The organism is Nonomuraea sp. NPDC052116 (genome assembly GCF_040680035.1).
Lineage (GTDB): Bacteria > Actinomycetota > Actinomycetes > Streptosporangiales > Streptosporangiaceae > Nonomuraea > Nonomuraea angiospora_A.
This window is the reverse complement of the sequence record NZ_JBFAWA010000055.1, coordinates 57,333-69,542: the sequence shown is the minus strand read 5'-3', so window position 1 is coordinate 69,542 and position 12,210 is coordinate 57,333. Positions and strand designations below refer to the sequence as shown.

Annotated in this window: 10 protein-coding genes; 4 read left to right on the top strand and 6 right to left on the bottom strand. The window is 71.0% G+C overall.

The features are described from left to right. Window positions 1–103 precede the first annotated feature (103 nt). From AB0L65_RS58030 to AB0L65_RS58015, 4 genes are read right to left on the bottom strand one after another with little or no spacing between them, the layout of a single operon-like run. Window positions 104–1,294, bottom strand: a complete 1,191-nt coding sequence (locus tag AB0L65_RS58030) for a phosphatidylserine/phosphatidylglycerophosphate/cardiolipin synthase family protein (RefSeq protein WP_364265393.1) — start codon at window positions 1,292–1,294, stop codon at window positions 104–106. 3 nt (window positions 1,295–1,297) lie between these two features. Further along, entirely contained in the window at window positions 1,298–1,933 is a 636-nt protein-coding gene (locus tag AB0L65_RS58025; RefSeq protein ID WP_364265391.1) for an ABC transporter ATP-binding protein, read from the bottom strand. A gap of 32 nt (window positions 1,934–1,965) precedes the next feature. Continuing rightward, on the bottom strand, window positions 1,966–3,456 hold the full coding sequence (locus tag AB0L65_RS58020) for a sulfatase-like hydrolase/transferase (protein WP_364265389.1): 1,491 nt from the start codon (window positions 3,454–3,456) through the stop codon (window positions 1,966–1,968). A 17-nt stretch (window positions 3,457–3,473) separates the two neighbouring features. After that, complete coding sequence (locus AB0L65_RS58015; protein WP_364265387.1) at window positions 3,474–4,937, bottom strand: extracellular solute-binding protein; 1,464 nt, start codon at window positions 4,935–4,937, stop codon at window positions 3,474–3,476. A 146-nt stretch (window positions 4,938–5,083) separates the two neighbouring features. Between AB0L65_RS58015 and AB0L65_RS58010 the strand changes: the two genes are divergently transcribed. From AB0L65_RS58010 to AB0L65_RS57995, 4 genes are read left to right on the top strand one after another with little or no spacing between them, the layout of a single operon-like run. Then, window positions 5,084–6,136 (top strand): LacI family DNA-binding transcriptional regulator, encoded by a 1,053-nt coding sequence (locus AB0L65_RS58010; RefSeq protein ID WP_364265385.1) that lies wholly within the window; start codon window positions 5,084–5,086, stop codon window positions 6,134–6,136. Further along, window positions 6,133–7,059 (top strand): sugar ABC transporter permease, encoded by a 927-nt coding sequence (locus AB0L65_RS58005; RefSeq protein WP_364265383.1) that lies wholly within the window; start codon window positions 6,133–6,135, stop codon window positions 7,057–7,059. The genes AB0L65_RS58010 and AB0L65_RS58005 overlap by 4 nt, the downstream gene beginning before the upstream one ends. After that, window positions 7,056–7,934: a carbohydrate ABC transporter permease gene (locus AB0L65_RS58000; RefSeq protein WP_364265381.1), complete on the top strand. Its 879-nt coding sequence runs from the start codon at window positions 7,056–7,058 to the stop codon at window positions 7,932–7,934. Before AB0L65_RS58005 ends, AB0L65_RS58000 begins: the two co-directional genes overlap by 4 nt. 22 nt (window positions 7,935–7,956) lie before the next feature. Then, a complete protein-coding gene (locus AB0L65_RS57995; RefSeq protein ID WP_364265379.1) occupies window positions 7,957–9,771 on the top strand; it encodes a sugar-binding domain-containing protein in 1,815 nt (604 codons plus the stop codon). Window positions 9,772–10,183: 412 nt separating this feature from the next. Here the strand turns inward: AB0L65_RS57995 and AB0L65_RS57990 are convergent, their stop codons facing one another. Together AB0L65_RS57990 and AB0L65_RS57985 are read right to left on the bottom strand one after the other, a co-directional pair. Continuing rightward, a complete protein-coding gene (locus AB0L65_RS57990) occupies window positions 10,184–10,834 on the bottom strand; it encodes a response regulator transcription factor (RefSeq protein ID WP_364265377.1) in 651 nt (216 codons plus the stop codon). Continuing rightward, window positions 10,834–12,030, bottom strand: coding sequence for a histidine kinase (locus AB0L65_RS57985; protein WP_364265375.1), 1,197 nt, complete (start codon window positions 12,028–12,030; stop codon window positions 10,834–10,836). Before AB0L65_RS57985 ends, AB0L65_RS57990 begins: the two co-directional genes overlap by 1 nt. Window positions 12,031–12,210: the final 180 nt, after the last annotated feature.

The following is a 12,210-nucleotide window of genomic DNA, read 5'->3' as shown; positions in this document are numbered from 1 at the left end:
ACGCTGTCTCACCAGCCAGGTCATACCGCGATGACGATCACCACAGCAACCTGGCGATCTTCAAACAACCTCACGTGCGGAAAACGGGGCTAGCGATCGAGGATCAACCGGCCAGGGGCGCGACGGCGCGCATGCGCTCGAAGTTGGCGACGTACTGCCGGTAGATCGCCTTGTTGTTGAGCCGCAGCAGCGTCTCGTCGTTGCGGCGCAGCGACGTCTCGATGTAGTTGTGGCTGCCCGTGATCACCCAGCGGGCGTCGCGGTCGCCGTCGTACGAGCCCTCGATCAGCAGGTACTTGGAGTGCACGCGGCCGGGCAGCGCGCCGCCGTTGCCCAGGGTGCGCAGCTCGACGCGCGGCTCGGCCAGCAGGAGCTGCTTGACCTCGTCGCTCATGATGCCGTACACGATCTGGACGGTGCAGCCGCGGGCGGCCAGGTCGCGGAGCTTGGCCGGGATGGCGATCCGGAAGGTGTCCCACTCGGACATGCCGACCCGGATCGTGGTGCCGCCCCGGCAGGACACCTTGCCGAGCTCGTCCACGATGGGGTCGCCGTCCGCCTTGGGGAAGAAGGAGGCCCGCACCGACCCGCCGGGGCCGCCGGTCTGGACGACGCGGTAGTAGTCGAGGTTCTTGCGCTCGGCGGCCAGGTCGCCGAAGTAGCCGGCGTAGGCGTCGTACAGGCGCCGGTTCCCGGGCAGGACGACCGCGTTGTTCCAGTACGTGGAGGAGTTGAGGTCGGTCAGGTTGGCCGACGACTGGACCACCACGTCGGAGGCGTCGCCGGTGCGGGAGAACAGGTAGAACTTGTTGTGCTGGCCCTTGTTGCCGATGCACGCGGCGGTGCCGCCGGACAGCGGCCCGCTGCAGACGTGCGTCCACGAACCGGCCGCCGTGTCGGTGCCCAGCGCGGCGGAGAGCTTGCCGGCCACGGCCGCGCCGCGCGTGTCCCCGTCCAGGATGACCTGGACGTCCACGTCCCGCTGGTGCGCCTTGATCAGCTCGTCGGCGAACTCGGTGCCCGCGGCGCCCGACATGACGAAGTGGGCGACCTGGATGCGGGCTCCGGCGGGGGTCTGCCGGACGAGGCCGCAGAGCGTCCGCACGAGGGCGGCCGGGTCCCCGCCCGCGGGGTCGTTGAACACGGCGGTCGTCGTGACGTGCGCGGGAACGGGGGCGTCAGCGCAGGCGGAGGCCGCGGCCGAGGCCGGGGCGGCGCCCGTCACCGTGGCCGCGGCAATGACGGCGGCAGCGGCCACGACGGCGGCCGGCACTGACAGGGACTTGCCAAGCATGGATCACTCCTTCAGGACGCGGCCATGATCGGCCGCGGGTGTCGCCGGTGCGTCGGGGAAGTGGCACGCGACCGGATGACCTGTGTTCCGGCCGATGAGCGCCGGCTCCTCGTCGCGGCACCGATCCTGGACCTTCCAGCAGCGTGTTCGGAAAGGGCAGCCTGAAGGCGGGTCCAACGGTGAGGGAACATCTCCTGACAGGACGATCTCGCCGCGTTCGCCGTCCCTCCAGTCGTCCACGCTCGGCGCCGCCGACAGCAGTGCCTGCGTGTACGGGTGGGCCGCGCTCCGGTAGACGTCCTCCTTGGAGCCGGTCTCGACGACCTTGCCCAGGTACATCACCGCCACCCGGTCACACAGGTGACGGACGACGCCCAGATCGTGGGAGATGAACAGGTACGCCACCCCCAGGTCCCGCTGCAGCTCCCCGAGCAGGTTGAGGATCTGGGCCCGTACCGAGACGTCGAGCGCGGAGACCGCCTCGTCGCAGACGATCAGGCGGGGGCGGACGGCGAGCGCGCGGGCGGGGGTGGCGCCGGAGCTGCCGTCGAGGACGACCCGCACGCGGATGGTCTCGTCGCGGTGCCGGTTGACGACGGCCACCCGCACCGAGCCGTCGTCGGCGCGGGTGGCCGACACGTCGATGTGCGGGTGCTCCCCGTGTCCATGGTCTACCGCGCCTCCACCGGCTCCGCGCCGGCCTGGTGCCAGTTGTGTGACGCGCGTTTGAGGGTGTAGACCGCCTCCGGCAGGTCGTCCCGGACGCGGATCATCCAGCGGGCGAGATCGGTGGTGAGGGCGGCGCGGACCTCGGCGAGCGCGGGATCGTCGTACCGGTTGTCCAGCTCCGCGGGGTCGGCGTCCAGGTCGTAGAGCTCGCCGGCGCCGCGCTCGTCCAGGAGCAGCTTCCACTGCTCGCGCCGGAGCATCACCGTCGTGCCGGACTGGGTGACGGTGTTGAGCTCGTCGAAGGTCCGGCCCTCGTACGGGAAGTGCAACGGCGGGCGCTCGTCCACGTCATAGGACAGCCCGCCGAACCCGCGTTCGCCGTATCCGCTGGCGAACTCCTCGGCCGGATACGGAGCCCCGGTGAGCAGGGGCCACAGGCTACGGCCCTGGACGCCGGGCGGGATCTCGACGTCGATCGCGTCGCAGACCGTCGGGAACAGGTCGGCGAGCGAGACGAAGTCGGTGCGGTTGTCCATGGCCCGCACGCCCGGCCCGGTGACGGCGAACGGGATGCGCATCAGGCACTCGGGCATGCCCGCGCCCTTGCGCTGCAGCCCGTAGTCTCCGACGTAGTCGCCGTGGTCGGCGACGAAGAGCACCAGCGTGTCCGCGTCCCGCCCGCGTTCGCGCAGGTGCGCGAAGAACCGCTGGAGCTGGTCGTCGATCAGCCGGAGCATGCCGCAGTAGTTGGCGCGGTAGCGCCGCCACTCGGCGTCGTAGCCGGGCCGCTTCTCCTCGATCAGCTTGCGCAGCCAGGAGTAGGTGCCGCCCTTGCGCGCGGCGCCCTCGGGCCCGGCCAGCCGGTCGGGCACCTGGTCCGGCCCGAAGAGGCTGAAGTACGGCTCCGGGACCTGGTACGGATTGTGCGGTTCCGGGAACGACAGCCAGGCGAAGAACGGCCGGTCGCCGGGCGTCCGGTCGATCGCGCTGATCGCGTCGGAGACGATCCGGTGCGGGAACTGGCACTCCAGCGGGAACGGTGTCGGCTCGTGGCTGACCGAGTGGTCGAGCGCGCCGAGCCACTGCTCGAACCGCGCCTGGTCGGCGGTCGCCGCGCCGGCCGGGCCGCGGTCGTGCCAGTACGGCGCGGCGAAGGTGTCGAAGTCGCCGGGCTTGCGGTGGAAGTGCGTCTTGCCCGCCAGGTGCAGCGCGTAGCCGGCGTCGCGGAGCACGTCCACCAGGTCGGGGCCGCGCAGCACGTGCTGCGCGGCGCTGTTCTGCCGGACCCGGTGCGCGGACGGGTACCGTCCGGTGAGCAGGCTGACCCGGGCCGGCACGCACAGCGGGGACGTGGTGTGCGCCCGCTGGAACCGCACGCCGCCGCTCATCAGCCCGTCGAGGAAGGGCATGGTGTCCAGGGCGAAGCCGTTCGCGGCGGTCCAGCCGGCACGTTGCTGGTCGGTCATGATCAGCACGATGTTCGGTCGGTTCACGGGATGAGCCCCCATCGCTAGCGCTCGGCGTACATGGGCTTGAGGTAGTCCGTCCGCGGCTTCCAGTTGGGGAAGGCGTAGTCGTCCAGGCCGACCTTCGCGCCCTTGCCCTTGGCCGCCGCGATCGCCGCGTCCCGTTCCTTGGCGCTGTCGCTGGACAGCTTGGTCAGCGCCGCGCGCACGTCGGTGACGTCGCCGCTGAACGCGCCCTGGACGATGTCCCCGAGGGTGGGGGTGACCGGCTTGGACTCGATCTGCACCCGTTGGACGTCCTTGTTCCCGGCGACCGGAGTGGGGGCGAGGTAGACGCTCTCCTGGAACCAGGAGATCAGCTTCTTGTAGGCGGGGTGCGCTTGGGACTGCTCGACGACGGCGATGTCGCGGGGCGGCTGCGACATGGTCTCGGCGACCCGGCGCGAGTAGTCCTCCGTGGTGAAGTGGTCGCCGAGCAGCTTGTTCGCCGCCGCGGCGTGCTTGCTTCCGGGTGACAGCCAGTATTCGCCGGGCTGCGGCACATGGTACGTGGCCACGGTGTCGCCCGCGTCGGGCACCAGGATCGGCCCCACGCCGAGCTTGTCCGCGAAGCCGGGCGTGCTCTGCAGCGCCACGCCGGGGCACCACGGGCCGTCGAAGTAGTACGCCGCCACCCCGGCGGTCCACCGGGCGCGCGCCACGTCGTCGGTCCAGGAGTTCGCCCCCGGCACCAGCAGCTTGTCCCGGCTCAGCGACACCAGGAACTCGATCACGTCCAGGTATTCGTCGGCGTGGAAGGCGTACTCGCCGGTGGCGTACCGCAGGCCGAGGCCGCCCTCGAACCCGGCCGCCTGCGCCAGGTCGTGGACCTGTTCGCCGAGCCGCTGCGGCATGCCGACGTTCCACACCCAGCCGTACGACTGGCCGCCGCTCTTGCTCTGCACCGTCCGGGCCGCGGCCCGGAACTCGTCGTAGGTCTTGGGCGGGGCCTGCGGGTCCAGCCCGGCGCGCGCGACCAGCTCCGTGTTGAACCACGACGCCGCGACGTAGACCTGGTGGCTGAAGACGGGGAAGGCGTAGATCTTGCCGTCGAAGACGTGCAGGCCCTCGATGAGCGAGTCCTTGATCCGGGCCGTCGCCTCGTCGCCGAGGTCCAGCGGCTGCGCCCACCCGGCGGCGATGAGCGCCGCGGGCGGCACGTTGTTGAGGCCGGCGTTGGAGTGGACGTCCGGCAGCTGGTTGCTCTGCTTGGCCAGTTGCAGCGCCTGGCCCATCTTCGCGGGGTTGTAGTACGTGTACTGGACGGGGACGCCGCCGGGGCTCTTGGCGAACGTGGCGAAGATGTCCGCCTTCGCCTTCTGCAGCTGGTTCTGGTGGTCCCACCAGGTCAGCGACCCGCCCGCGGCACCGCCGCCACCGCCTCCGCCGCCACCGCACGCGCCGGTCGCCGCCACGGCGGCCAGGGTGCCTGCTGCGGAGAGGAATCCCCGCCGAGTCATCGCGGTCATCGGTCCTGCCTCCCGCCGGCGGCTGTGAACGTCGCGTAAAAAATGTTGCCGCGCGGCAAATTCATTCTTGCCACGCGGCATGCCGCGCGGCAAGACTCTTGTATGAACTCAATGTCATCGGCTTCCCCTGGAGGATGTGAACGACCGTGGTGACACAACGTGACGTGGCGCGGCTGGCCGGAGTCTCCGTGCGGACCGTCTCCAACGTCGTGAACAACTTCGCCTACGTGTCGGAGGAGACCCGCGCCCAGGTCCAGCGCGCCCTGGACGAACTCGACTACCGGCCCAACGTCGCCGCGCGCAGCCTCAATCGGGGGCGGTCGAACCTGCTGGCCCTCGTGCTGCCGCTGGACGTGCCGTACTTCACCGAACTGGCCGCCCACGTGGTGGATCGGGCCGAGGAGCGCGGGTACACGGTGCTCATCGACCGCACCGAGGGGGTGGCCGAACGGGAGCGGCAGATCGTCATGCGGCGGGACCGGTCGGCCCTCTTCGACGGGTTCATCTTCAGCCCGCTCGGCCTGACCGAGGACGAGCTGCGTAGCTGGGCGGGCAACTGCCCGACGGTGATGCTGGGCGAGATGCGGGTGGAGGGGCTCGACCACGTGTCCATCGACGACACCGCCGCGGCGCGCAGCGCCACCGCGCATCTGATCTCGCTGGGCCGCACCCGGATCGCCGCCATCGGCGTGCCCCACGTGCCGCGCTCGGAGACCGCGGCGGCGCGGAGGCAGACCTCGGCGCACCGGTCCGACGGGTACGAGCAGGCGCTGGCCGAGGCGGGGCTGCCGCTCCGGCCCGAGCTCACCGTACGGGTGCGGCGCTACCAGCGCGAAGACGGCCGGCGCGCGATGGACCAGCTGCTCGATCTGGCAGAGCCGCCGGACGCGGTGTTCTGCTACAACGACCTGCTGGCCATCGGGGCGGTGCGGGCGGTGGTGTCCCGGGGGCTGCGGGTGCCCGAGGACGTCGCCGTCGTCGGGTTCGACGGCATCGAAGAGGGCCGGTTCGCCAATCCGGCGCTCACCACCATCGCGCCCGACAAGGAGCGGATCGCCGAGCTCGCCGTGACCCGCCTGCTGGAGCGCGTCGAAGGAGACCAGGGCCCGCCCGTCCATCTGGAGGCGCCCTGGCGGCTGGTGGTCGACCAGAGCACCACGGGCGGCGCCGGGCAGAGCGCTCCGGAGACGCGCGGATGACGGTCGCACTCCCTGCCGCGCCGGGAACGCGACCGCGCGGCACCGCGTACGTCTGGCTGTTCCTGGCCCCGACCGTGCTGCTGTACGGCGCGTTCACCGTCTACCCGATCATCGGGAGCTACGCGTACTCGCTCACCGACTGGAACGGGTTCGACACGGGCCGGACGTTCATCGGCGTGGCCAACTACCGCGAGGTCCTCGCCGACCCGATGTTCTGGAGCTCGTTCCGGCTGACGCTGACGTTCATGGTCTGCGCGGTGCCGCTCCAGGTGCTGGTCACCCTGCTGGTCGCGATCCTGCTCAACTCGCCCCGCATGCCGCTGCGCAAGCTGTTCCGCACCGCGCTGTTCCTGCCGGTGGTCACCACCACGGCGATCGTCGGCGTCGTCATGCAGTTCGTCTTCGACCCGGCCAGCGGCCCGGTGAACCTCGCGTTACGCGAGGCCGGCCTGGTGACGGACGGCATCGACTTCCTCGGCCAGTCGTCGACGGCGCTGGGCACGACGATCGCCGTGTACGTGTGGAAGTGGTTCGGGATCACCCTGGTCTACTGGCTGGCCGCGTTGCAGACGGTGCCGAACGAGGTGTACGAGGCGGCACGCCTCGACGGCGCCGGAGCCCCCGCGATCCTGCGGCACATCACCCTGCCCCTGCTCAAGCCTTTCCTGGTCATCATCACGCTGCTGTCGATCGAGGCGTCGTTGCAGGTCTTCGACCTCGTCCTGACCATGACCGGCGGCGGCCCGTTCTACTCGACCGAGGTGATCGAGGTCTACATCTACCGGTGGGCCTTCGCCGCCACCATCCCCCGGCTCGGGTACGCCTCCGCGGCCGCCGTCCTGTTCGGCCTGTTCGTCTGCGTCGTCGGCGTCCTGCAACTGCTCGCGGTTCGCGCCGCCCGGCGGACCAGGAGGGCGGCATGAGCACGGTCGCACAGACCCGCCCCCGCCCGCGACGGACCTGGAGCGCGACGCTGCGCCGGCTGCCCTGGTGGCTGGCCGCCGCCGCGCTCGCCATCGGCTGCCTGCTGTGGATCTACCCGTTCCTGTGGATGGTCTCCGCGTCGCTCAAGACGTCGGCGGAGGTGTTCACCCAAGGGCTCGGCCTGCTGCCCGACAACCCGGCATGGGAGAACTACGAGCGTGCGTGGAGCAGCGCGCAGTTCGGGAAGTACCTGCTCAACACCGTGATCGTCACGGTGAGCACGGTCGTGGTGGTGCTCGTCCGGTGCGCCATGGCCGGCTACGTCCTGGCCCGCCACGACTTCCGCGGGCGCCGGATCGTCATGGGCGTCCTGGTCGCCACGCTGTTCGTCCCGGCCGGATACACCATCATCCCGCTGGTCGACCTCTCCCAGCAGCTCGGTCTGCTGAACTCGCTGACGGGCATGATCGTGGCGATGTCGGGGGCCGCGAACGTGTCGGCGATCCTGCTCTACGCCGGATACTTCCGCGGCATCCCCAAGGAACTGTCCGAAAGCGCGCTCATCGACGGCGCCGGGTTCCTGACCGTCTTCTTCCGCATCATGCTGCCGCTGGCCAAGCCGGTGACGGCCACGGTCACCGTGCTCACCTTCCTGAACACCTGGAACGCGTTCTTCCTGCCGCTGGTCTTCACGTTCTCCCGGCCCGACCTGCGCACCGTCAGCGTCGGCATGCTGGCGTTCGTCGGCGAGAACACCACCGACTGGTCCGGCATGGCCGCCGCGGCGACGATCTCGCTGCTGCCCGTCGTCGCGCTGTTCATCGTCCTGCAGCGGTACTTCGTCGAGGGCATCGCCGGTGCCGTCAAGTCCTGAATCCCCGGAGAAAGCGAGTCTTGTGAACACCGTCATTCCCCGTCCCGAGTACCCGCGTCCGCAGTTCGTCCGCCCCGCATGGCGGTGCCTCAACGGAACCTGGCAGTTCGAGAGGGATCCCGGCGACTCCGGGCTGGAGCGGGGCCTGCTCGACCGGGAGCTGACCGGCGAGATCGTCGTGCCGTTCTGCCCGGAGGCGTCGCTGTCCGGCATCGGCGATCCGGACTTCCATCCGGCCGTCTGGTACCGCCGCACCGTCCGGGTGCCGCAGGACTGGGCCGGGCAGCGGGTGCTGCTGCACTTCCAGGCGGTGGACCACGACACCACGGTGTGGGTGGACGGCGTCGAGGCCTGCCGGCACCGGGGCGGGTTCACCCCGTTCACCTGCGATCTGACCGCGGCGGCCGATCCGGCGCACACGTACACCGTGGTCGTGCGCGCCCGCGACGCCCGCTCCGGCCCGCAGGCGCGCGGCAAGCAGAGCACCGACTACGAGGGGCGCGGCGCGCACTACGGGCGCACCACCGGCATCTGGCAGACGGTGTGGTGCGAGCCCGTGCCCGGCACGCACCTCGGCCGGCCGCGGATCACGCCGAACGTCGCGGCCTCCGCGTTCCGCGTCACCGTGCCGGTGTCGGGCCACCGTCCCGGGCACGCCGTCAGGGTGACGGTGTCGGACCAGGCGGGCGACCTCGCGCAGGCGCGGGCGCGCGCCGACCTCGACCTGGCCGCCGAGGTCTGGCTGCCGCTGCCGGACGACCGGGTACGGCTGTGGTCCCCCGAGGACCCGCACCTGTACGACCTGCGCATCGACCTGCTCGACGGCGACGGCGCCGTGGTCGACACCGCCACCAGCTACGCCGGGCTCCGCTCGGTCGCCATCGACGGGCACGCCGTCCTGCTCAACGGCGAGGTGCGCTACCAGCGGCTCGTGCTCGACCAGGGCTACTACCCCGACGGCCTGATGACCGCGCCCACGGACGAGGCCCTGCGCCGCGACATCGAGCTGGCCATGGCCGCGGGTTTCAACGGTGCCCGGCTGCACCAGAAGGTGTTCGAGGAGCGGTATCTGTACCACGCCGACCGGGCGGGTTTCCTGGTCTGGGGCGAGTTCGGGGATTGGGGGGCCAACGTCAGCGGGCCGCCCGGCGACAACCAGCAGCCGACCGCGTCGTTCGTGACCCAGTGGCTGGAGGCGGTCGAGCGCGACTACTCCCACCCGAGCATCGTCGGCTGGTGCCCGCTCAACGAGACCTGGCAGCGGCTGCACGACCGGATCACCGTGCTCGACGACGTCACCCGGGGCATGTACCTGGCCACGAAGGCGGCCGACCCCACCCGCCCGGTGATCGACGCGTCCGGCTACGCGCACCGGGTCCCCGGCGCCGACGTCTACGACTCGCACTGCTACGAGCAGGATCCCGAGGTGTTCGGAAAGCTGATGGAGGGGCTGGCCGACGGGACGCCGTACGTCAACGCCGATCCCGACGGCACGGCGTGGTCGGTGCCGTACCAGGGGCAGCCGTACTTCTGCAGCGAGTTCGGCGGCATCTGGTGGAATCCGGACGTGCGTCCCGATGAGAGCTCCTGGGGGTACGGCGAGCGTCCCGTCAGCGAGGAGGAGCTCCAGCAGCGGTTCGCCGGGCTGGTCGGGGTCCTGCTGAACGACCCCCGGATGTTCGGCTACTGCTACACGCAGCTCACCGACGTCTTCCAGGAACAGAACGGGATCTATCGCTTCGACCGCTCCAGCAAGCTGGACGTCTCGCGGATCCGCGCGGCACAGCTGCGTCCGGCCGCCATCGAGCAGGCGCGATCTGAGGCCGGGGGATGTTGACCATCCCGAGGAAGCGGCGGGCGTCCGCCATCGGGCTGGTCACCGCCTGTCGGATGCGGCGACGCGAACGGACGGCGTCGCCGCCGTTGCGCCAGGTCGAGTCCGATCCGGCGGGACAGTGGGGAATCCGTGCGGCCACTCGATCACCCACGGCAGGCGCACGTCCGCCTCGATGTCCGGCAGATCGGGGTGATTCAGGCAGTCGCCCGTGTGGGAAGCACCGTTCCACACCGGCATCGGCTCGGACACGACGAACCAGTCGAGGCGCTCACTGACCAGGGCACTCGCCGCGGAGCCTGAAGAAGGTTCACGAGGGAGACGCCCCGTGTACCGGGTTCTACTCCGGGCCCATGGGCCGGCGCAAGCTCCGGGACATCCGCCATCCCGGACGCACCGCCTGCTGAGGCGCCGGTCAGTGGGCGGCGGGCTTGACCAGGCCGCAGTCGTAGGACAGCACCACCGCCTGCGCGCGGCTGTTCAGGCCCAGCTTGCTCATCAGCCGGTTGAGATGGGTCTTGATGGTGCCCTCGCTCACCGACAGCCGGTCGGCGATCTCCTTGTTCGACAGCGCCTGCCCCACCAGGCGCAGCACCTCCGTCTCGCGGGCGGTCAGGCCGTCGAGGGAGGGTGGGGGCGTGGGCGGGACGGTGAACGCCTCGATCAGGCGCTTGGTGATGCCCGGCGCCAGCAGCACGTCACCCGCGGCGACGGCGCCGATGGCGGAGATGATGCGCTCGGGGGAGGTGTCCTTGAGCAGGAAGCCGCTGGCTCCCAGGCGTAAGGCGTTGTAGACGTACTCGTCCAGGTCGAAGGTGGTCAGGATGAGGACCTTGGGCGGGAGGCCGGCGGCGGAGGCCAGGATGCGCTCCATGGCGGTGATGCCGTCCAGTCGCGGCATGCTGATGTCCATGAGGATCACCTCGGGCCGGAGCTCGGCGGCCAGGCGCACGGCCTCCTCGCCGTCGACGGCCTCGCCCACCACCTCCAGCCCGGCGGCCCGTAGCAGCGCCGCCAGGCCGGCCCGGATGAGCACCTGATCGTCCACCACCAGGACCTTGGTCATCAGATCCGTTCGTCCACTTCGGAGGGGGAGAGCGGGAAGGTCGCCAGAACCTCGTAGCCGCCCTGCGGGCGACCGCCTGTGGTGATCGTTCCCTGGTAGAGCCTGACACGTTCGGTCATGCCGATCAACCCGTGCCCGCCACGGCCCGGTCCTGGGGCGGGGCCCGCACCGTCGTCGGTGACGCGGAGGGTCAGCTGGTCGGGGGCGTAGGTCAGGTTGATGTCCGCCCGGCCGGCCCCGGCGTGCTTGAGCACGTTGGTCAGCGACTCCTGGACGATGCGGTAGGCGCACAGGTCGAGGCCCGGCGGCAGTGTCCTGGCCGGGCCCTCGACGGTCAACCGGACGTTCAGCCCGGCCGCACGCATGCGCTCCACGAGGGTCTCGAGGTCGCTCAGGCGGGACATCGTGGCGTAGCGCCCTTCGTCCTGCTCGTGGGCCTCGACGCGCAGGATCGACAGCAGGCGCCGCATCTCGGTGAGCGCCTCGTGGCTGGTGTCGGCGATGACGCCCAGCGTGGCGTGCGCGGTGGCGGGGTCGGACAGCGCCACGTAACGGCCTAACCCGGACTGTACGGATATGACCGACATGTGGTGTGCGACGACGTCGTGCAGCTCCCGGGCGATGCGCACCCGCTCGCGGGTCACCGCCCGGCGGGTGGCCGCGTCCTGTTCCGCGGCCAACTGCTCGGCCAGCGCCACCAGTTGCTTGCCGCGCGCGCTCAGCAGGCGCACGATCGTTCCCGTGGTGAAGGCCCAGCCGCCCACGATGAGCGACTGGCCCAGCGCCGACCACAGCGCCACGCCGGGCTGGTTGACCGAGGCGTGCGTCCACTCGGCCACCACCAGCACCGCCCCGCCCGCGCCGGCCTGCCAGGAACTGTGCGCCGCCACGGAGTACAGCGCCAGCAGCGGGCCGATGCTGTTGAGCCCCGGGTGGTGGCCCAGCAGGTGGTAGAGCAGCGCAGCCGACGTCGAGACGACCAGGACGGTGAACGGCGCCCGCCTGCGCAGCGCGAGGGGCGCGTTCACCAGCGCGGTCAGCGCCAGCGACTGCGCATCGGCCGGGCGCCCCTTGCCCAGCTCCAGCACCTCCCACAACGAGGTGCCGACGCCCAGCGCGACCGCCAGGGCGAGGTCGAGCAACCGCGGGTCCAGAGCGGACAGCCGACGGGCGAACGACGCGGGCCTGCCGGACAAACCCTCACCCCCGCACCAGCGTCATGGTCCGCCTCCAGGAAGGGAACGGCGCTCCTACGATGCCCGGCCGCGGCGGCCGCCGCAACAGACGCGTGCCGTCACGGGCAAGCGCAGGCAGCGACCGTCGCGAGGGCGGTCGCGGGCCGGCGCCGGGCGGGTGGGGGAACTTCGGCTTCACCA

Bases quoted from the DNA above. Each gene is read 5' to 3' on its own strand.
- AB0L65_RS58030 (WP_364265393.1), bottom strand. From the start codon at position 1,294: ATGCTTGGCAAGTCCCTGTCAGTGCCGGCCGCCGTCGTGGCCGCTGCC.
- AB0L65_RS58015 (WP_364265387.1), bottom strand. From the start codon at position 4,937: ATGACCGCGATGACTCGGCGGGGATTCCTCTCCGCAGCAGGCACCCTG.
- AB0L65_RS58005 (WP_364265383.1), top strand. From the start codon at position 6,133: ATGACGGTCGCACTCCCTGCCGCGCCGGGAACGCGACCGCGCGGCACC.
- AB0L65_RS58000 (WP_364265381.1), top strand. From the start codon at position 7,056: ATGAGCACGGTCGCACAGACCCGCCCCCGCCCGCGACGGACCTGGAGC.
- AB0L65_RS57990 (WP_364265377.1), bottom strand. From the start codon at position 10,834: ATGACCAAGGTCCTGGTGGTGGACGATCAGGTGCTCATCCGGGCCGGC.